The sequence below is a fragment of the Rhodococcus sp. ARC_M12 genome (assembly GCF_022810385.1).
Classification (GTDB): domain Bacteria; phylum Actinomycetota; class Actinomycetes; order Mycobacteriales; family Mycobacteriaceae; genus Rhodococcoides; species Rhodococcoides navarretei.
Genome location: NZ_JALGQI010000005.1, coordinates 158144 through 176889, shown reverse-complemented (window position 1 = coordinate 176889; position 18746 = coordinate 158144). Strand labels below are relative to the sequence as shown.

18 protein-coding genes are annotated in these 18746 nt (G+C 62.3%); 10 read left to right on the top strand and 8 right to left on the bottom strand.

The genetic code is table 11. The features are described 5' to 3' along the window. The first annotated feature begins 156 nt into the window (after nucleotides 1-156). Genes MTX35_RS08845 through MTX35_RS08820 form a run of 6 tightly spaced genes read left to right on the top strand, consistent with a single transcriptional unit; the run spans nucleotide 157 to nucleotide 5530 of the window. A complete protein-coding gene (locus tag MTX35_RS08845; protein WP_243594611.1) occupies nucleotides 157-1320 on the top strand; it encodes an ABC transporter substrate-binding protein in 1164 nt (387 codons plus the stop codon). A 39-nt stretch (nucleotides 1321-1359) separates the two neighbouring features. Next, on the top strand, nucleotides 1360-2250 hold the full coding sequence (locus MTX35_RS08840; protein WP_243594610.1) for a branched-chain amino acid ABC transporter permease: 891 nt from the start codon (nucleotides 1360-1362) through the stop codon (nucleotides 2248-2250). Continuing rightward, nucleotides 2247-3179: a branched-chain amino acid ABC transporter permease gene (locus MTX35_RS08835; protein ID WP_243594609.1), complete on the top strand. Its 933-nt coding sequence runs from the start codon at nucleotides 2247-2249 to the stop codon at nucleotides 3177-3179. Before MTX35_RS08840 ends, MTX35_RS08835 begins: the two co-directional genes overlap by 4 nt. Beyond that, nucleotides 3176-4003, top strand: coding sequence for an ABC transporter ATP-binding protein (locus tag MTX35_RS08830; protein WP_243594608.1), 828 nt, complete (start codon nucleotides 3176-3178; stop codon nucleotides 4001-4003). Before MTX35_RS08835 ends, MTX35_RS08830 begins: the two co-directional genes overlap by 4 nt. Continuing rightward, the gene (locus MTX35_RS08825; protein WP_243594607.1) at nucleotides 3987-4703 is read left to right on the top strand and encodes an ABC transporter ATP-binding protein; all 717 of its coding nucleotides are present in this window, start codon (nucleotides 3987-3989) and stop codon (nucleotides 4701-4703) included. Before MTX35_RS08830 ends, MTX35_RS08825 begins: the two co-directional genes overlap by 17 nt. Further along, the gene (locus tag MTX35_RS08820) at nucleotides 4700-5530 is read left to right on the top strand and encodes a mycofactocin-coupled SDR family oxidoreductase (RefSeq protein ID WP_243594606.1); all 831 of its coding nucleotides are present in this window, start codon (nucleotides 4700-4702) and stop codon (nucleotides 5528-5530) included. The genes MTX35_RS08825 and MTX35_RS08820 overlap by 4 nt, the downstream gene beginning before the upstream one ends. A gap of 24 nt (nucleotides 5531-5554) precedes the next feature. Here MTX35_RS08820 and MTX35_RS08815 read toward each other — a convergent pair whose 3' ends face one another. The 8 genes from MTX35_RS08815 to MTX35_RS08780 form a co-directional block, all read right to left on the bottom strand. Further along, a complete protein-coding gene (locus tag MTX35_RS08815; RefSeq protein ID WP_243594605.1) occupies nucleotides 5555-6823 on the bottom strand; it encodes a cytochrome P450 in 1269 nt (422 codons plus the stop codon). A gap of 163 nt (nucleotides 6824-6986) precedes the next feature. Next, nucleotides 6987-8144 (bottom strand): TRAP transporter substrate-binding protein DctP, encoded by a 1158-nt coding sequence (dctP, locus tag MTX35_RS08810; protein WP_243594604.1) that lies wholly within the window; start codon nucleotides 8142-8144, stop codon nucleotides 6987-6989. A 137-nt stretch (nucleotides 8145-8281) separates the two neighbouring features. After that, the gene (locus MTX35_RS08805; RefSeq protein WP_243594603.1) at nucleotides 8282-9778 is read right to left on the bottom strand and encodes a TRAP transporter large permease; all 1497 of its coding nucleotides are present in this window, start codon (nucleotides 9776-9778) and stop codon (nucleotides 8282-8284) included. Beyond that, the gene (locus MTX35_RS08800; protein WP_243594602.1) at nucleotides 9775-10314 is read right to left on the bottom strand and encodes a TRAP transporter small permease; all 540 of its coding nucleotides are present in this window, start codon (nucleotides 10312-10314) and stop codon (nucleotides 9775-9777) included. The genes MTX35_RS08805 and MTX35_RS08800 overlap by 4 nt, the downstream gene beginning before the upstream one ends. Before the next feature lie 90 nt (nucleotides 10315-10404). After that, entirely contained in the window at nucleotides 10405-11142 is a 738-nt protein-coding gene (locus MTX35_RS08795) for an SDR family NAD(P)-dependent oxidoreductase (RefSeq protein ID WP_243594601.1), read from the bottom strand. A gap of 1 nt (nucleotide 11143) precedes the next feature. Next, entirely contained in the window at nucleotides 11144-11947 is an 804-nt protein-coding gene (locus MTX35_RS08790) for a crotonase/enoyl-CoA hydratase family protein (protein WP_243594600.1), read from the bottom strand. Nucleotides 11948-11973: 26 nt separating this feature from the next. Beyond that, the gene (locus MTX35_RS08785; protein ID WP_243594599.1) at nucleotides 11974-12738 is read right to left on the bottom strand and encodes an SDR family NAD(P)-dependent oxidoreductase; all 765 of its coding nucleotides are present in this window, start codon (nucleotides 12736-12738) and stop codon (nucleotides 11974-11976) included. Between the two features lie 12 nt (nucleotides 12739-12750). Further along, nucleotides 12751-13917 (bottom strand): thiolase family protein, encoded by a 1167-nt coding sequence (locus MTX35_RS08780; RefSeq protein ID WP_243594598.1) that lies wholly within the window; start codon nucleotides 13915-13917, stop codon nucleotides 12751-12753. A gap of 121 nt (nucleotides 13918-14038) precedes the next feature. Between MTX35_RS08780 and MTX35_RS08775 the strand changes: the two genes are divergently transcribed. From MTX35_RS08775 to MTX35_RS08760, 4 genes are read left to right on the top strand one after another with little or no spacing between them, the layout of a single operon-like run. Beyond that, nucleotides 14039-15229 (top strand): acyl-CoA dehydrogenase family protein, encoded by a 1191-nt coding sequence (locus MTX35_RS08775; RefSeq protein WP_243594597.1) that lies wholly within the window; start codon nucleotides 14039-14041, stop codon nucleotides 15227-15229. 32 nt (nucleotides 15230-15261) lie between these two features. Further along, nucleotides 15262-16032 (top strand): SDR family NAD(P)-dependent oxidoreductase, encoded by a 771-nt coding sequence (locus tag MTX35_RS08770; protein WP_243594596.1) that lies wholly within the window; start codon nucleotides 15262-15264, stop codon nucleotides 16030-16032. A 35-nt stretch (nucleotides 16033-16067) separates the two neighbouring features. After that, the gene (locus tag MTX35_RS08765; RefSeq protein ID WP_243594595.1) at nucleotides 16068-17093 is read left to right on the top strand and encodes an LLM class flavin-dependent oxidoreductase; all 1026 of its coding nucleotides are present in this window, start codon (nucleotides 16068-16070) and stop codon (nucleotides 17091-17093) included. Next, nucleotides 17090-18733, top strand: coding sequence for an AMP-binding protein (locus MTX35_RS08760; protein WP_243594594.1), 1644 nt, complete (start codon nucleotides 17090-17092; stop codon nucleotides 18731-18733). Before MTX35_RS08765 ends, MTX35_RS08760 begins: the two co-directional genes overlap by 4 nt. The last annotated feature ends 13 nt before the right edge of the window (nucleotides 18734-18746 follow it).

The window sequence follows — 18746 nt, the reverse complement described above, 5'->3', positions numbered from 1 at the left end:
TTAATCACTGATAATGATTCGCCGCAACTAGCTCCATCGCGTGAGCGATGGTCGTGACCGGACATCAAAATGTGATCTGGACAACTGCGAGTTTTGCCCTTAACGTGACATCGATCACTCAATCATGCGCATCATTGCCATGAAATAGGAGGAACGATGAAGCTCACCACTGGCCCCGGGAAATTGGCGCTGCTCGGAATGGCCGGAGCCATGATGACGGTCGCCGCGTGCAGTAGTGGTGGCCCGGCCGGCTCCACTGCATCGGGAGAAATGCCCGCCGAGATCACGCTCCTGTCGACCACCGACAAGACCGGCACCATCGCGTACGTGGGTGGTTCACAGCTCGAAGGCATCGAACTGGCGATCAAGGAGATCAACGAGCAGAAGTTCCTCGGGGAATCGACCATCAAGCTCGACAGTCGCGACACCGCGGGAGACGCGCAAACGGCAGCAAGCCAGGTCACTCAGGGGATCGCGGATCCGAACGTGGCCGCAATTCTCGGCACGGTGTCCGGCCCGCAGAGCGTTGCCGTCGCGCCGATTGCCGAGTCGTCGAAGATGCCGGTGATCTTCACCCAGTCCGGTAGCGCAGGCGTCGTCATCGGTGACTACACGTTCCGCTCGACCGCTCCGCAGGAAACGTATTTCCCCAAGGCCATCGATCATCTGAAGACGCTGGGGGCCAAACGAATCAGCGTGCTGTACAACGCAGGCCAGCCGACTCTCGCCGAAATTGCGGAGAATCAACTGCCTGCGATGCAGGAGAGCGAGGACCTCGAGATCCTCTCGAGTACCAGCGTGCAATCGACGACACAGGACTTCGCGTCGACCATCACCAAGATCGTCGGCGAGCAGCCGGATGCCGTCGTGTTCCTGCTCGTAGGCGCGCAGAACTCGACCGCCATGTCGCAGCTTCGCCAGGCCGGCTTCGAAGGCCCGGCCGTCGGAAACCCCGCAGCAGGCGCCGGCAACCTCGCACCCGCCGGACCGGCCGGGGCCGGAATGTTCTGGGCTACGGACTTCAACTACCTGCAGACTGCACCGTCCTCGGTCGCGTTCGTAGAGGCGTACAACGCCGAGTACGGCAAGAACCCGCTCAATTATGCAGCGGAAGGCTATGACGCAGCGTGGATGATCGCCCGCGCGATCAAGGAGTCGGGCGGTGCCTCGCGCGAGGACATCAAGAACGGTCTGGACGCCGTTGCCGCGGCGGGCTTCGATGGCGCGGTCGGGCCGGTGACCTTCGAGGGCAACGACCAACGGGTCGACGGGGTCGTCGTCGAGTGGGACGGAACCTCGGAAGGGTTGCTGTCGGAATGACATACACCGAACTGCGACACGGGCTGGTGATCTGACGCCATGGGTCAGACTCTCGTCGATGCGGCGATACTCGGATCGATCTATGTACTGTTCTGCCTCGGTATGAGCCTCGTGTGGGGAACCGTCGGGATTCTGAATTTCGCGCACGGCGCGATCTTCATGTTCGCGGGGTTCGTCGGCTACCTGGTGGTCGACGACCGGCAACTCCCGATGATCGGTGTCATTGCGGTATCGGTGATCGTGGGCGCACTTCTGTCCACCGCGATCGAAGTGTTCGCCTTCCAACCGATTCTCGAGAGAGCGAAGACGCACCGGATAGCCGAGCTGCAGATTCTGATCGGCGGTATCGGCGTGGCGGCCATTCCGCTTGCAATCGCCCAGTACGTGACCAAGAGTGAGCCGTTCGGCTTCGCGAACAGTTCCTACGCTGTTCAGGTCTTCTCGTTCCTGGGCTTGCGAATATCGAACACCGGACTGGTGATCGTCCTGTCTGCCGTCGTCCTGACCGTCTCGATGGCGATCTGGCTGCGGAAGTCGATGGCGGGCTTGGCTTTGCGGGCAATCGGTGTCGATTCCGAAACCGCAGCCCTGATGGGAGTGGATCGACGCACACTCTCTCTCGCCACGATGGCATTCGCCGGCGGTCTGGCCGGTCTGGCCGGGGCACTGCTCACCTTCAACCTGGGAGCGATCACACCGGAAAGCGGTGAAACGCTGTTGATCAAGGCCTTCGCGGTGATCATCCTCGGTGGCGTCGGCAGCACTGCGGGTGTCGCGGCCGGGGCGTACATCCTCGCGTTGTCCGAGACGCTCGTGCTGCGATTCACCGGCGGCGGATGGGTCGACGCAGTCTGCTTCGGCATGATCTTCCTGGTGCTGCTCCTGCGTCCGCAAGGCCTCTTCGGTCGTAAGGAGGTGCGGCGCGTATGAGCACCTTCTACTTCTCTCATATCGTCCTGTTCCAAAGCACGTTCACCGTGTTGTTGCTGGCTCTGAGCATTCAGGTACAGCTCCGGATGGGTGTCTTCTCGTTCGCGGGTGCAGGCTTCTACGGTCTCGGGTCCTACGGGGCCGCTATCTTCGTGATCCGCTACGGCTTCTCGTCGTTCGCGGCGATCGCCGCGATCATGGTCGTGTGCGGCCTGATCGGTTTCCTGCTCGCGTTGCTGGTGCAGCGCCTCAACGGTCTCTATCTGGCGATGGCGACGGTGTCCTTCGACTTGATCATCACGGTTGTCGCCCACAACGGCGGTGCATTCACCGGCGCTTCCGTCGGACTGTTCGGAGCTCTTGCGTACCCGCAGTTGACGATCGGTCACATCATCGCGATCACCGTGTTGGTGGTGGCACTGCTGGCACTGAGCGAGCGCGGCAGGCTGGGCCGACGCATCGACGCGGTTCGCGAGGACCCGGAACTGGCGTCGTCGATGGGCGTCAACGTTGCTCGCTACCGCATCTCGTCGTTCGTGATCAGCGGATTCATCGGCGCGCTCGGAGGTGCCGTCAACGTGCTGCTACGGACGACGGTGGCACCCGAGAGCATCGGTTTCCCCCTCGTCGTGCTCGGGCTGACCATCATCATCGTCGGCGGCGGACGGTCGTGGCTGGGCATCGTCATCGGGGCCGTCATCTTCACCTGGCTCCCGTACTACCTGGAAATCGTCGGGCAGTACCAGGCGATCGTCTACGGCATCATCGTCGCCGTGGCCGCCGTATACGTTCCGGGTGGAATTTACGGAACGGTCCTCGATCTCATTCGAAAATCCAAGGCCAAGAAACGTGCCGGAGACTCGCGCACGGCAGAGTCCGACGGTGCGGCCGACAGGCTGGATCTGGCCGAGGCAGGAGACAAACAATGACGACCGACGCGGTACCGCGCGAGGCCACGCCGAACGATTCGACAGCCGACGTGGTCCTCGGGATCGACGACGTTGCAGTGCATTACGGCGGGATCAAGGCGGTCGACGGTATTTCCTTCGACATCACTCGCGGCAAAATTTTCGGAATCCTCGGCCCCAACGGATCAGGCAAGAGCACTCTGCTGGCAGCGGTGACGAAATTGACCCCGCTCACGCGGGGGACCCTCACCTTCGAGGGTGAATCGTTTGCCACGGTGTCGGCGCAGAAGGTCGCCGAACTCGGCATCGCACGGACGTTTCAAACGGTCCGGCTCCTCCCAGACCTGACGGTGCGGGAGAACGTCGCACTCGGTGCCGATCTCGGGGCCGAGAAGGGCGGAATCCGCGAACTGCTACTGGGACGGAAGGCGTTCCAGAAGAGGTCGCGGGATGCGGTCGCGGAGGCGCTCGAACGTACCGGCCTCACCGGGCTGGAGGACATCCGGCCGGGAGAGTTGTCCTACGGGCTGCAGCGACGGGTGGAGATCGCACGTGCAATTGCGATGTCTCCCAAACTACTTCTCCTCGACGAGCCCACTGCGGGAATGAACAAGTCCGAACGCGAGGACGTGTCCACGCTGCTCAGGAAGCTGCGCGAGGAAGGGTTGACGCAGCTTCTGGTCGAACACGACGTACAGATGATGGTCGATACCTGTGACACGTTGATCGCCATGAATTTCGGAGTTCTGATCGCGCAGGGCACGCCCCGTGACGTGGTTCGCGAACCCAGCGTTCAAGAAGCCTATCTAGGAAAGCGAGGTGCCCAGGATGCTCGAAGTCGATGACCTACATGTCAGGTACGGCAAGGTCAGCGCGGTCACGAATATCAGCCTGACCGTCGAGCCCGGCCGAATCACGTTGGTACTCGGTGCGAACGGCGCCGGGAAGAGCACGACGCTACGAACCATTGCAGGCTTGGTCGAACCCGCGGCGGGCACGATCGTCCTCGACGGTGAGTCGCTGGTCGGTCTCAAGGCCCACCGGGTCGTCAAACATGGCATCTCGCTGGTTCCCGAGGGGCGCCAGGTCTTCGCATCACTCAGTGTGGCCGAGAACCTGCGAATCGGGGGATACACCTCGACGAGCGAAAAGCGCGCGAAGAACACCGAACTCGCCTATGAACTGTTCCCGATTCTGCGTGAACGCAAAGACGGTCCGGCCGGGCTGCTCAGTGGTGGTGAGCAACAGATGCTCGCCTTCGGCCGAGGCCTGATGTCCGACCCGAAATACATCATGATGGACGAGCCGTCGATGGGCCTCGCGCCGGCCATCGTCGACACCGTCATGGGCAGCGTCCGAGATATCGCAGACCGAGGGCTGGGTGTGCTGATGGTGGAACAAAACGCGCAAGCAGGCTTGAGCGTCGCGGATCATGTCGTGGTGGTCAACCGTGGTGAATCGGTGTATTCCGGGGGTGTCGAGGAGGCCAGGTCGCATTCGTCCGTGGTCCTCGCGTTCCTCGGTGAGGAGGCGTTGGAAGCATGAACCGATTCGAAGGTCGAGTAGTACTCATCACCGGCGCCGCACGGGGTCAAGGACGAAATCACGCGCTTCGATTTGCGGCGGAGGGCGCGGACATCATTGCGGTCGACGCGTGCGCCGATGTCGACACGGTCGGGTACGACCTGGCCACCGAGGAGGATCTGGCCGAAACGGTTCGCCTCGTGGAGAAGGCAGATCGGCGAATCGTGGCGTCGAAGACCGACGTGCGCAACCTCGACGATCTGAAGGCCGCCGTCGATGCAGGGGTGGCCGAACTCGGCAGGCTCGATGTCGTCGTCGCGAATGCAGGTATCGCGGGGAGCGGAACCACCCATGAGCTGTCGGCGCAGAACTGGCACAACATGATCGAGACAAATCTGACCGGGGTGTGGAACACGACGACCGCGGCCACGCCGCACATCCTGGCGGGCGGCAGGGGCGGCTCGATGGTGTTGATCAGTTCGGTAGCCGGTACCAAAGGCCTGCCCTACAACGCGCACTACACGGCAGCCAAGCACGGTGTGGTGGGACTGATGAAGAGTCTCGCCAACGAGCTGGGACCGCAGAACATTCGGGTGAACACGGTCAATCCCACGAACGTGGACACCCGGATGCTGCTCAACGACGCCATCTACAAGCTGTTCCTGCCCGACGAGGAAGCACCGACTCGCGAACAAGTGGTTCCGCTACTCCATGGAATGCATGTACTGGACATTCCCTATGTGCAGGTCGACGACGTCAGCAACGTGGTGTTGTTTCTGGCGGGGGACGAGTCCCGTTACGTGACAGGGATTTCCGTTCCGGTCGATGCCGGTGTTCTGATCAAGTAGCGGACCGTCGACGCTGCGGGTCCGTCAGCCGAGCTTGCCGGTCGGCTGGAACTTCACGCGGAGTTCCGGAATTCCGCGTGAGTACAGGCCACTCTCGTGCGGAACGAAGCCGTCCTGGTATTCGATCGAGTCCATGGTGTCGAGTACGAGATCGAGTGCAATGGTCATTTCGGTCTTCGCGAGTATCGAACCCACGCAGAAGTGGCGGCCGAGGATGAACTGCACATGGTTGGCTCCACCGCTGAACGCGCGCTCGACATTGAGATCGTCTCGGAAGATGTCGAACTCATCCGGATCGGAGAACTGCTTCTCGTCCCGATTGGCTGCGGCGAGCATCATGATGCACGTCGCTCCTGCTGGGATCGTCGTGTCCTCGATCTGCACCTCCTCCTCGGTCTGGCGCATGATCATGTGGACCGGTCCGGAGTGCCGAAGAGTCTCGGCGATGACGCGATCGGCGAGGCTGCGATCCTCTCGAAGGGCTCGCATCTGATCGGGATGATCGATCAGATTGCGGATCATGCTGGCGATCGCCTTGTCGGTCGTCTCGCCTCCGGCAACGAGTAACAGGCTGACGAACGCCTTGATCTCGTCGTCGGACATCTGCTCACCGTCGACCTCTGCGCGGCACAGGCGGGAGAGCAGATCGTCGCCGTCGCCGGAGCGGCGTTCGCGAACTATCGGAAGGATGTACTCCTGCAGTTCCTCATGGGTGCGTTCGGCTGCGGCGTTGATCTCGGGGTCGCCGGCCAAGTTGTTGAGGTAGGCCATGATCGAGAAATACCAGCTCCGGAAGCGCTCGTGATCGCTCTTGGGGAGTCCGAGCATGTCGACCATCACGTTGATGGGAAACCGGCTGGTGAACTGGCCGACGAGCTCGGCCTCACCGTCAGCGGCGACCGCCCCGATCAGGTCCTCGGCGGTGCGCGAGACGATGCTGCCGATCAGTTCGGCCGCGTTGTGGGTGATGACAGGCATGAACTTCTCGAGTCCGTTGCCGCGGAAGAACGGGTTGAGCAGTGAGCGGTGCGTCGAGTGCTCGCGTCCTTCCATCTGGAGGATGGTGCGGCCATGGATGGGTTCGAGTTGCCATTCGTAGTTGCGACTCGAGAACTTGGCGCTACGGAACGCCTCGGCGCAATCTTCGTACCGACTGATCAGAAAGCTTTTGGTCGCTTCGTGATACAGGGCCGGATGATGCTCTCGCAGAACGCGGTAGAGCGGATACGGGTTCTGGAGGAATTCGGGCGAGAGGATGTCCGGGGCAGTGGCTTGGGAATCTGGGGCGATCACGCTGGCGTCTCCTGAATGTCGAGTCGAGCAGAATCGGTGCAGTCAGGCATCAGTCGTGGCGGTTCGGTGCGCGCGAGATGTCGACCGAGTAATGGTGATTCAAATCACTGCTAACTATAGTTATCATTCGAATGATGTCAACGGTTGTCACGCACTGCGAGAACTACGTTCCCTCGCCCGAACCCTCCGGACGGTGGGGCATCAGAATGCGCTCGAAGACTTCATCGACGAACGGATCCAGATCGATCGCGTCGTCGTCGTAGAAGCTCGCGAATTCGGAGTACGTCATCTCGCTGTCGTACCCGAGCTCGTCGATGATGTCCGTCCACTGAGCCGCGTTGGTGGTCCAGTCCGAGAGTGCGGTTGCCGGGTCGTCCAGAGCCTCGGACTGCTCGAGCAGCTCGACCTGCTCTTCGTTGATGGACTGCAGCCGCTCGCGGGCGTCCGGCTCGAACTCGGTGATGACCCCGCCTGCGTCCTCGACCTCACCAACACCTTGCACGATCGCCTCCCAGGTGGTCCGAATGTTGGTTTCGATGAACACATCGAGCCGATCGAACAGGAGCTGTTGGGCTACCAGAGGCAAACCGTCCCAACGGTCCTGGTTGACCAGAACCGAGCCGAAGGTGAGCGCGAATCCGGCATCGGGATCGATGACGACCTTTGGCGTCAGCCCGAGGTACCCGCCGAGTACCGCGTTCTGAATCGAGGTAGCGGTGCAATCGACGACGCCGCGCTGCAGGCTCTCGTAGAGCTCCGCATACGAGGCGGTGACCGGAACGGCGTTCAGTCCGGCCAGCTGCGCGCCCTGTGTGCGGCCCGCCGCTGCGATCTGACGCCCCGCGAGCTGGTCGAGTGAGGCGGCCTCGTCCGTGCACAGCAACGCCATTCCGCCACCGTTGTACGAGGGCATCAGCAGCTCCATGTTGCGGTCCTCGAACTCTTGCGAGATCTCGTCGGTTCCGTACGCGGATTGCAGGAGCCAACCGTGCGACTGCAACATCCCTGCAATGGGTGACGTATCGCCCAAGAACGACGCATTGATCAGCGTATTGATCGCGGGATACTCGGCAGGCCTTGTCGCACTGGAGAAGCCGTCGATGTCGGTGCGTCCGTCGGCGAGCGCTTCGTCGATTTCGGTCGCCCCCGCGATGGCGTTGGCGTAGAAGATCTCGAACGTGATCTTCCCTCCGGACCACTCGGTGATGGCGTCGTAATAGATTTCCATCTTGTCGCTGACGAGAGAGCCCTGCGGGCCCGGTGTCTGTGCGTACAACTCGATCGGTTCGACGTCGTCGAATGCGCTGTGATATTCGTCCATCGTCGCGCCGAATTCTATGCCGGGTCCACCAGCGGCCGACGTGGTCGTGGCCGAGCACGAAGCGACCAAGGCGGTTGAGGTCAGTATTGCCACCGCGGAAAGCAATCGGGAAAAGCGTGTGCGGAACATTGTGGGTACTACCCGCCCATCTGGCTCGGAATGTAGGTGGCGATCTCCGGGAACATCACCAGCAGGACGATGAACAGCAGGGCGACAGGAATGACCCACGCGACACTGGTGAACACATCGCGCAGGCTGATCTTGTTGCCCAAGTTGACTTCTGGATCCTGTGCGACGCCGTGAACGATGTAGGACAAGATTCCGACCGGCGGCGTGATCACAGCGATCTCTGCCGCGAAAACGACGAACACACCGAACCAGAGCAGCGAAATGTCGAGGTACGCGAGCGTCGGCATCAGAAGAGGGACGGTCAGAAGCATGATCGCGAGTCCGTCGAGGAACATTCCCAATATGAGGTAGACGACGGTCATCAGCGCAATGAACTGCCAGGCGGAGAGGCCGAGACCGACCGTCCAATCGGTGAAGCCCGTCGTCAGCCCGGTCAACGGCAACATGCGTGAGAGCGCTGTCGCGCCGAGAAGCATCAGGAAGATCGATCCGGTGCTGGCGATGGTGCCGACGGCCGCCTCGTTGACCGCTCCCCAGGGGCGGTCGCGTCGGCGGGAGAACAACACCACGAAGAGTGCAACCATTGCGGCCGCAGCGCCGGCTTCCGTTGCGGTGAAGATGCCCGAGAACATGCCGACCACGACGACCAGAACGAGTACCGGCACCGGCCAGATCGACACGAGCGCGCGCCACCGATCGCGCATTGTGTCCGGCGTGCCGACCTCGGCCGCAACAGTCTTCGGGGTCTTCCGGCCGAGGATCACGGCGGCGAGGACCAACGCGATACTGAACAAGGCAGCGACGGCGATCCCGGGACCGACGCCTGCGAGCAGCTGCTCACCGACTGGAACCTGCGCGAGTCCCGCGAACACCACCAGCGTGATCGACGGAGGGATGAGTTGGCCGGGTAGCCCGGCTGCCAGGACGGAGCCGATGGCTATCCGTTTGTCGTACCCGGCTCGCAACATCTCGGGGATGCCGATCCGTGCCAATGCGTGGGTGGTACCGACCGTCGACCCGCTGACGGACGCGAGACCGGCTCCGGCGAGGTTCGTTCCGACGGCGAGTCCGCCCGGCATCCAGCCGAGCCACGTGCGGGCAACGTCGTACAGCTTCTCGGTGACTCCGGAGCGCCACAGCAGGAGGCCCATGAAGACGAACATCGGGATGACACTCAACGTCCATTGCGCGACGGTCTGGAACGGCAATCTCGAGACGGTGCTCGTAACGACGCCGAAGTCCCGCAGTGCCCACAAGCCCATCATTGCCGAGACCAGCAGTGCGAAACCGATGTGCATGCGGAGGAAGATCAAGCTCAACAGCAAGACCAGAGCCAGGACGCCGGTCGTCTCCTTCGAGACGTCCAGGAACATTCCGATCGAAGAAGCGACCGCGGCGGTGGCCAGTATTGCGAGACCGACCCGCCCATTCGGAAGTCGGCCCGTTCGCACACGGCCCGGCAGTTGTGGGTTGTCGTGTCTTTCGGCTGTGCTGACAGCGGTCATCGGGTCTTCTCGGCTTCGTTCGGTGCATCGAGGGACGGTTCCATTGCGTATACCGAACCGGAACTGTCGGAGTCGTTGTTACGCAGTTGCTTCGAGGCGAGCGCGATGAACTGGATACCGAATGTCAAGAAGACGAGCGGCACGAGATACGTCGTCGGCCACGCAGCGATGTCGGTCAGTCCCGCGGTGAGGTCGATAGCGCGATTATGTTGCGCCACATCGAACGAGTAGACCGTGACCAGGAAGCAGACAGCCGCGCAGATGATGCTCGCCGCCCCGCCGACGAACGGTCTCGAGCGTGCCGGAAATCGGGAGAAGAAGATATCTGCCCATACGTGCTCGGTGCGATGCATCGCGACCACGAAGCCCAGCAGTACGACCACCGGCATGTACCAGTATTGGACACGCTCGAGAGTGCCGACGAGGGGTTGGTCGAACATGGTGCGGGACAGGGCGTTGACGACTATGTGCGCCATCATGGCAAGTAGTCCGGCAACGGCGGCGACTTCGACGATCTTGAACAAACGATCGGACATCGAGGCGATCACAAGAGGGTCTCCGATCGACGAAAGTGATGAAGACGACTCTATCTATACTAATGATGCGAAGCAATACGATTCGGACATTCAGTACTGCCCCGACGCTCCTCCATCCACCGACAGGGCGGCGCCGGTCAGGAATGGAACGTCCGCACGGAGCAGGAATGCAGCGGTTCGAGCGATCTCTGCGGCACTGGCCATCCCCCGATCGCCCACTCCGCGTGTCGGAATGCTCTGTCCGTCCCGTGCGAGAAGAGCGCGAAACTTACCGATGATCGGCGTATCGGTGGAGCCCGGGCAGATGCAGTTCACGGCAACGCCGTGCTCGCGCACTTCGGCTGCGGCAGTGCGGGTGAGGCCGAGGACCGCATGCTTGGACGCCACGTAATCGGCTCGCTTCGCTGCGCCCTGGAGACTGGCAATGGACCCGGTGTTGACCACCTGGCCGCGTCGGGCCGCGATCATATGTGGAAGAACATATTTGAGGCCGTAGAACATGCCGTTCATGTTGACCGACAGAGTGGACGACCACTCGTCGATCGACATATCGACGATGCTGCGATTGCACCCGGCGACGCCCGCGTTGTTGAAGAACTGGTCCGGTACGCCGAGTTCAGCGATGGCGATGTCGACGTACCCGGCAACCTCGTCGGGCTTCGACACGTCGGCGCGGTGCGCAACAACGGTGCCGGTCGACATTCGTGCGGTCTCCCGGGCGGCGTCCTCGTCGATATCGACAGCGAGCACCGCTGCACCGGCCGAGGACAGTTCGAGCGCTACGGCCCTCCCGATTCCGCTGCCGGCGCCGGTGACGATGGCGGCCATGTCACCGACCCTTCCAGACCGGCACCCGCTTCTCCTTGAATGCCGAGGCACCCTCACGCGCATCCTCGGACGACCGAACGGGCTCGTAGATCTTCCACATCTGCGCGAACTGCTCGTCGTTGGACCAGTCCCGCGCCTTGGTGATGATCTCCTTCGTGGCACGGACCGCGAGCGGACCGTTCGCGGCGATCTTCTTCGCCAGTTCCAGCGCGGTAGCCAAGGCCTCGCCGGGAGCGGTGAGCCGGTTGATCAATCCTGCGTCTTGGGCCTGCTCCGCACTGATGAAATCACCTGTGAGACACCATTCCACAGCGAGTGCCCGCGGAACTCGGTCGGGGAGACGGAGCAATCCGCCACCACCTGCGAGCAGTCCGCGCTTGACCTCGGGCAACCCGAACACCGCAGTCTCCGAAGCGACCACGAGATCGCACGCCAGCACGATCTCGAAACCGCCCGCGATGGCATGACCCTCCACCGCCGCGATGAGCGGTTTCGCCGGAGGAGTCTCCGCGACCCCCGCGAATCCGCGACCCGGGATCGACGGCTTCTCGCCGGCCAGAAATGCCTTCAGATCCATTCCGGTGCAGAAGCTTTTACCCTCTCCGGTGATGACGCCGGCTACGAGGTCGTCCCGAGCGTCGAGCTCGTCCATGGCATCGGCGATGGCCTGGGCCGTGGCAGTGTCGATCGCGTTGCGCACCTCGGGGCGCGTGATCGTGACGACCTGAACACCGTCGATCTGTTCCACGCGAACCGGTGCCTTCGGCGCATTCATCGGTGTTTTCTGCTCTTCGCCGGCGCTCATCGGTGTTCTCTGCTCTTCGCTGGCGCTCATCGCGGTGCCATTCTGATCGCGCCGTCGAGCCTGATGACTTCACCGTTGATCATGGCGTTGTCGATCATGTGCAGGGCAAGTTTGGCGTACTCGTCGGCGTCGCCCAGACGAGCGGGGTGCGGAATCTGGGCGGCAAGGCCGTCGCGAATTTCCTGCGAGAAGCGCGACAGAATGGGGGTATCGAAAATTCCTGGCGCAATACTGTTGACGCGAACCAGTTTTCGAGAGAGGTCCCGGGCCGCGACGAGGGTCATTCCTACGACGCCGGCCTTGGCCGAGGCGTAGGGGATCTGGCCGATCTGGCCTTCCCACGCGGCGACGGACGCGGTCATGATGACAACTCCCCGTTCGCCGTCGATCGGTTCGTTTCGGACCATACGGGCGGCTCCGAGACGCAGCACGTTGAAGCTGCCGATCAAGTTGGTCTGGATCAACGAGGTGTAGAGCTCCAGCGATCCGGGGGTGCCGTCTTTTTCGACCACTCGGACCGTGCCACCGCGGCCTGCGCAGTGCACCACCGAACGCAGGGGAGCACGCGATTCGGCGAGATCGAGGGCGGCGTCGACGGCGTCGGGATCGGCGACATCGGCCGGCCCGAACTGCACCAGGTCGCCGAGTTCCTGGGCAACTTCCTTACCGGCGGACTGCGGGAGGTCGACGATGACGGTGCTTACGCCCGCGGCCACGAATCGTTTGACGGTTGCGAGTCCGAGGCCGGACGCGCCGCCTGTGACGACGGCAGAGGAATTGGTGAGGTCCATGAATCTGGTTCCTTACTTCAGAATTTCGATGATGGTGGCGTTGGCCATGCCGCCGGCCTCGCACATGGTCTGCAGGCCGTAGCGGCCGCCGGTGCGTTCGAGATGATTGATCATCGTGGTCATGAGACGCGCACCGGAGGCACCGAGGGGATGTCCGAGCGCAATCGCCCCGCCCACTGGGTTCAACAACTCTTCGTCGACGCCGAGTTCCTTGGCCCACGCAAGCGGCACCGAGGCGAAGGCCTCGTTGACCTCGAAGGCCGAGATGTCGGCGAGCGTCAGGCCGGCCTTTTTCAACACTTTCTCGGTTGCGGGAATGGGCCCCGTCAGCATGAGCACTGGATCGTCGCCGATCACCGCCGAGGCGACGATTCGGGCTCTCGGGCGCAGGCGTAGTTCTACCGCACGTTCCTCGCTCATGACGAGAAGGGCGGACGCGCCGTCGGTGATTTGGGAGGCGTTGCCTGCGGTGACGGACCAGTCGATATCCGGAAACTGCGCGCGTCGTGCATCGGTCCCGAAGACCGCTTTCAATCCTCCGAGCTTGTCGGCCGTCGTACCGGTCCTGATGGTTTCGTCCGAAGTCAGTCCGCCGACCGGCACGATCTCGCTGTCGAACCAGCCGGAATCGCGAGCGGTGGAGGCGCGCTCGTGGGAGCGCGCGGAATAGTCGTCGAGCTGCGCACGAGAGACTTCCCATTTGTGGGCGACGAGTTCGGCGGACACGCCCTGAGGTACCAGCACCGGGAAGCGCGCGCGAACGCCGGCTCCGAAAGGATCGGCATCGCCGTACGCGCTCCCCATCGGCACTCTGCTCATGGATTCGACGCCACCTGCAATGGCGACGTCGTAAGCCCCGGCGAGGACGCCCTGAACGGCGAAGTCCAGTGCTTGCTGGCCGGAACCGCATTTACGCTCGACCGTCACGGAGGGGACGTGGACGGGAAATCCAGCGGACAGCACTGCCTGACGTCCAGGTGTGCCTGCTTGCTCGCCGTTGCCTCCGACGCACCCGATGATGACGTCGTCGACCAGAGCGGCGTCGAGCGACGATCGATCCACGAGCTGACGCAGTACCTGACCGAGCAAGTCCGCCGGGTGTAGATGCGAGAGAGCACCACCCGCTTTGCCTTTTCCCATGGGAGATCGAACGGCGTCGACGATAACTGCGCGTGTCATGACAACCCTCCTGAAGCAGGTTTCTCGAAACGTGACGGGATATTGATGATTATGTTTAGCATGAACCTAGCGGAGCCCGTGAGGACTGTTGTACCGTAGATCACATCGGATTAGTATAATCATGAACATGAAAGGGGTGGCCATGTCCGCCAGCATCCTGACCGACGACGAACGCGCCATCAAGGAGGTAGCTGCGAAGGTTGCCACCGAGCGCTACGCGCCCAAGGCTGCGCAATGGGATGCGGATAGGACTGCGTTCCCCGTGGAGGAGCGGAAGTACCTCGGTTCGCTCGGGTTCCTCGGTATTGCGCTTCCGGAGCGTTTCGGCGGCGCAGGTGCGCCCCTGCAGCAAGCGCTGAACGTCATCGAAGAGTTCGCCTACCACTGCCGTCCCGCAGCGTTCCAGATTTTCGAGGCCAATACCGGCCCGGCGCAGGTGATTGCCCGCATCGGTACCGAAGAGCAGCGTGAACGATTCCTCCCCGGCATCATCGCCGGCGACATCACCATGGCGGTCGCCATCTCCGAACCCGACGCCGGATCGGCTGCGACAGATCTGACGACCAAAGCGACCATCGACGGCGACACCGTCCGCGTCAGCGGCAACAAGCGATGGATCTCCAACGGTTCCGAAGCCGATGTCTACCTTGTCTACTCGCGCATGAGCGACGCACCGGGCGCGAAGGGCATCGGGGCAGTGCTCGTCGAGGCGGATCGAGCAGGCGTCAGCTACGGGGCGCGGGAAAAGCTCATGGGCTTTCGTGGCATTCCCTCCGCGGACATCTACTTCGACGACGTCGAAGTTCCCGTGGCGAACATCGTCGTCGAGCCTGGCGGCTTCCGCACTTTGTTCACCGCGTTCTCGATCGAGCGGCTCGGCAATTCGACGATGAGTCTTGCGCTGGGTCAGGCCGCCTTGGACCTGTCGATCCGGTATGTGCAGGAGCGCACACAGTTCGGCAAACCGCTGATCGAGTTTCAAGCCGTTCAGATGACCATCGCCGATATGGCACTTCAGGTCGATGCGGCCAGGTTGTTGCTGCAGCGTGCAGCAGGGGCAGTGATCGATGGTGAGCAGCTGCCCAACTCTCTGCACGTCTCGCTCGCAAAGTGCACCGCCAACGAAATGGCGAAGAACGTGACCGATCTTGCGATGCAGTTGCACGGCGGCAATGGCTACACCGAAGAATTCGGCATCGAACGGATGCACCGCGACGCACACGGCTGGGCGCTTGCCGGTGGCACCCCGACCATGCAGCGAACTCGAATAGTTTCCGAATTACTGGGACGTTCGTTCGACCAACGAGGCTGAATAGGTCAGTAACTCGAGAAGGAGTACAGAAAATGCAGCGTTATGAAGGCCGCATCGCAGCGGTCATCGGTGGTGGATCCGGAATGGGCCGTGCCATCAGCCATCGCCTCGCGTCCGAAGGAGCGTTCGTCTACGTCACCGACCTCAGTGCGGAGTCCGCGTCGAAAGTTGCGGCCGAGATCGAAGCCGAGGGTGGTCAGGCAACGGCCGTGACCGTCGACGCCACGAACAACGACGATCTTCGCGCACTGTTCGCGAAAATCGACGAGGAGAAGGGCGTTCTGCACGCACTGCACGCGCAGGTCGGCATGCCCGGTCCCGGTGGCCTGGACGTGGACGACGCTGCGTGGCAGAAGAATATCGATGTCAACGTCAAGAGCGCTTACTACTCGACCACCCTCGGGTTCGAGTTGCTCAAAAAGGCAGGCGGCAAAGGCTCGGTCACCTTGACCTCGTCGACGTCGGCTCTCATCGGGTCACCCTTCAGCCCGATCTATTCGATGACGAAGGGAGCACTCGTTCCCTTCGGTCGCGCCTTGGCGCTCAACGGTGCCAAGGACGGCATCCGGGTCAACGTGATCTGCCCAGGTCAGGTCAAGACGCCCATGCTCGCGCAATTCTTCGGCCGCGAGCCCGGCTCGGACGTCACCGCTCTGGCGGCGGACTTCGTAGCGACAATTCCGCTCGGCCGCGGCGCCGAGCCCGAGGAGATCGCATCGGTGATCGCATTCCTCAACAGTGACGACGCCAGCTACATCACCGGAGTCACCATCCCGGTCGACGGTGGCCTCACCGCGCAGTAAGTGCAGTCAGCTCAATACTTCTCGAAGGGACTCACATGGTTCAGGTCGGCTTACTGCTCAGCGACGTGCCGAAGTCGGTGACGCCGGCGCAGCAGTTCAAGGACATCCTCCGCATCGTCGAGAGCGCCGAGGATAACGGTTTCAACTACATCGCCATCGGCCAGCATTTTCTGTACGGCGATCTCCGTTGGTTGCAGCCGGTGCCTTTGCTCGCTCGTCTTGCCGCACATGTCGCGCCGACGACCAAGCTCGTCACGCAGATCATGATCGCACCGCTCTACCATCCGGTGATGCTCGCCGAGGAAATAGCGACGCTCGACGTCGTAACCGAGGGACGATTGATATTCGGTGCCGGATTGGGTTACCGCCCCGAGGAATTCGATTACCTGCAGGTGCCGTACAAGGAGCGGGCAGGCCGTTTCGACGAGTCGCTCCAGGTCATGAAGCAGCTGTGGACTCAGGACGAGGTGACCTTCGAGGGCAAGTACTTCCAGCTCGATGGCGTCAAGCCGCACCTTCATCCGGTGCAGCAACCGCACGTCCCGATCTGGATCGGTGCGCACGCCATGGGCGGCGTCAGGCGAGCAGGCAAGTACGGCGACGCGTACGCGGTACCGCCCGAGACTCCCAAGGACGAGGTGGAAGAGCGATACCGCGTCGTCAAAGGTCTGTTCGAGGAACGCGGCAAGAAATTCGGCCTGCAACCGTTGCGCCGGAACGTCCTCGTCGCGGACAGCAAGGAAGAGGCGATGGTCGAGTACGCCCGAGTCGCTCAGGGGCGGTATCTGACCTACGCGGCAAAGGGGTTGGAGGTCATGGCCGGCCGAGATCTTGCGAACCAATTCGCGGAGTCGGTGTCCGACCACGTCATAGTCGGTACTTCCGAGGATGTCGTCGGTAAACTCACCGATCTCGTGACGACCCTGCCCGTGGACCCACTACTTCTTCGTCCTCAGTGGCCCACGATGGACGGGGACGAGACCATTGCGGCAATCGAACGGCTCGGTAAGGACGTTGTGCCGTCGATGCTGGCGATCGAACCTTTCCAGGACTTCAAGTGACACAGACCTATCGAGATCTGCATCCCAACTTCGTCGATCCGGAAGGGTGGACACTGAACAACGTCCTGCGTACGCACGCCTCGACCACGCCGGACGCGCCGTTTCTGATCACCCCGGAGGAGAACCTGGAGTTCACCTACTCCGAGATGCTCGGTTCGGCGGAGCGCGTTGCCGGATCTTGGCACGCGGCAGGCGCGCTGCAGGGGGATCGGGTCGTCATCATGGCGATGAATTCGTCACGGCTCGTGCGTAGTTGGTTCGCCGCTGCGGTGGGCGGCACCGTAGAGGTGCCGATCAACACCAATTACGAAGGCGAGTTCCTTCGCCACCAGATCGTCACCGTCGGTGCGCGGTGGGCGGTCATCGACGACGTGTTCGCCGAGCGCTTCGTGGCGATCGCCGAACACGCGCGCGGCATCGAGAGGTTCTGGGTCATCGACACCGGACACGGCGATGCGGCAGTCTCCCTGTTGCGAGAACATGGCTGGCAGGCCGAACCCTGGGACGAACTCGAGGCCGGCAGTCCCGTCGAGGTGCCGGCTGCACGGGCTCAGGACCTCGGTGCAATTTTCTTCACCTCTGGTACCACCGGCCCGTCCAAGGGCGTCGCGATGCCGCACAGCCAGCTGTACTTCTTTGCACAGGAAGTGGTGTCGCTGACCCGGCTCACCTCGGCGGACAGGTACATGACCACGACGCCTCTGTTCCATGGGAACGCGCAGTTCATGGCGGTCTACCCGGCGCTCGTCGCCGGTGCCAGCGCCGTGGTGCACTCCAAGTTCAGCGCGAGTCGATGGATCGACATGGTCCGCGATTCCGGAGTGACCGTGACCAACTTCGTGGGCGTGATGATGGACTTCGCGTGGAAGCAGACACCGCGCGAGAACGATCGGGACAATCAGCTTCGAGCTGTCTACGCAGCACCTATCGCCGATACCGTCGTGGAAGAGTTCAAAGAGCGTTACGGCATAGAGGCTTTCGTCAACGCATTCGGGTTGACCGAAACCAGTGCTCCCATCCTGACTCCGTACGGGGAAAGGATCCCACCCGGCGCGGCGGGCAAGGTTGCCTCGGACTGGTTCGACATTCGGCTGGTGGACCCCGAGACCGATCGCGAAGTCCCGGTCGGCGAAGTCGGCGAGCTCGTCATTCGCCCGAAGCAACCCTGGACATGCAGTCTCGGGTACTTCGGAATGCCCGAGAAGACTCTCGAGGCCTGGCGGAACCTGTGGTTCCATACCGGCGACGCATTACGCAAGGACGAGGACGGCTGGTTCTACTTCGTCGACCGCTACAAGGATGCGTTGCGCAGACGCGGTGAGAACATCAGCTCCTACGAGGTCGAGCAGGCCGTGCTCGGGCATCCGGCCGTCGTCGAATGCGCGGTGATCGGCGTGCCTGCCGATGTCGAAGCCGGTGAGGACGAGGTGCTCGCCGCCGTCGTGGTCAGCGAAAAGGCTGATGCCGCAGAGATTCTCGACTGGTGCGCAGGCAAGATTCCTGCCTTCGCGACGCCGCGGTACGTACGATTCCTCGACACGCTTCCGAAAACACCCTCCGAAAAAGTGCGCAAGGCAGTTCTGCGCGACGAGGGAATCACCGTCGATACGTTCGACCGCACTGCGGTGCCGGTCGCCTAGAGTTGGAGACACG

What these genes read in the sequence shown, in the direction of transcription:
- MTX35_RS08795 (WP_243594601.1), bottom strand. Translation starts at nt 11,142, where the DNA reads ATGGCCGCCATCGTCACCGGCGCCGGCAGCGGAATCGGGAGGGCCGTA.
- MTX35_RS08820 (WP_243594606.1), top strand. Translation starts at nt 4,700, where the DNA reads ATGAACCGATTCGAAGGTCGAGTAGTACTCATCACCGGCGCCGCACGG.
- MTX35_RS08800 (WP_243594602.1), bottom strand. Translation starts at nt 10,314, where the DNA reads ATGTCCGATCGTTTGTTCAAGATCGTCGAAGTCGCCGCCGTTGCCGGA.
- MTX35_RS08805 (WP_243594603.1), bottom strand. Translation starts at nt 9,778, where the DNA reads ATGACCGCTGTCAGCACAGCCGAAAGACACGACAACCCACAACTGCCG.
- MTX35_RS08840 (WP_243594610.1), top strand. Translation starts at nt 1,360, where the DNA reads ATGGGTCAGACTCTCGTCGATGCGGCGATACTCGGATCGATCTATGTA.
- MTX35_RS08825 (WP_243594607.1), top strand. Translation starts at nt 3,987, where the DNA reads ATGCTCGAAGTCGATGACCTACATGTCAGGTACGGCAAGGTCAGCGCG.
- MTX35_RS08845 (WP_243594611.1), top strand. Translation starts at nt 157, where the DNA reads ATGAAGCTCACCACTGGCCCCGGGAAATTGGCGCTGCTCGGAATGGCC.
- MTX35_RS08830 (WP_243594608.1), top strand. Translation starts at nt 3,176, where the DNA reads ATGACGACCGACGCGGTACCGCGCGAGGCCACGCCGAACGATTCGACA.
- MTX35_RS08775 (WP_243594597.1), top strand. Translation starts at nt 14,039, where the DNA reads ATGAACATGAAAGGGGTGGCCATGTCCGCCAGCATCCTGACCGACGAC.
- MTX35_RS08770 (WP_243594596.1), top strand. Translation starts at nt 15,262, where the DNA reads ATGCAGCGTTATGAAGGCCGCATCGCAGCGGTCATCGGTGGTGGATCC.
- MTX35_RS08785 (WP_243594599.1), bottom strand. Translation starts at nt 12,738, where the DNA reads ATGGACCTCACCAATTCCTCTGCCGTCGTCACAGGCGGCGCGTCCGGC.
- MTX35_RS08780 (WP_243594598.1), bottom strand. Translation starts at nt 13,917, where the DNA reads ATGACACGCGCAGTTATCGTCGACGCCGTTCGATCTCCCATGGGAAAA.
- MTX35_RS08765 (WP_243594595.1), top strand. Translation starts at nt 16,068, where the DNA reads ATGGTTCAGGTCGGCTTACTGCTCAGCGACGTGCCGAAGTCGGTGACG.
- MTX35_RS08835 (WP_243594609.1), top strand. Translation starts at nt 2,247, where the DNA reads ATGAGCACCTTCTACTTCTCTCATATCGTCCTGTTCCAAAGCACGTTC.
- MTX35_RS08790 (WP_243594600.1), bottom strand. Translation starts at nt 11,947, where the DNA reads ATGAGCGCCGGCGAAGAGCAGAAAACACCGATGAATGCGCCGAAGGCA.
- dctP (WP_243594604.1), bottom strand. Translation starts at nt 8,144, where the DNA reads ATGGACGAATATCACAGCGCATTCGACGACGTCGAACCGATCGAGTTG.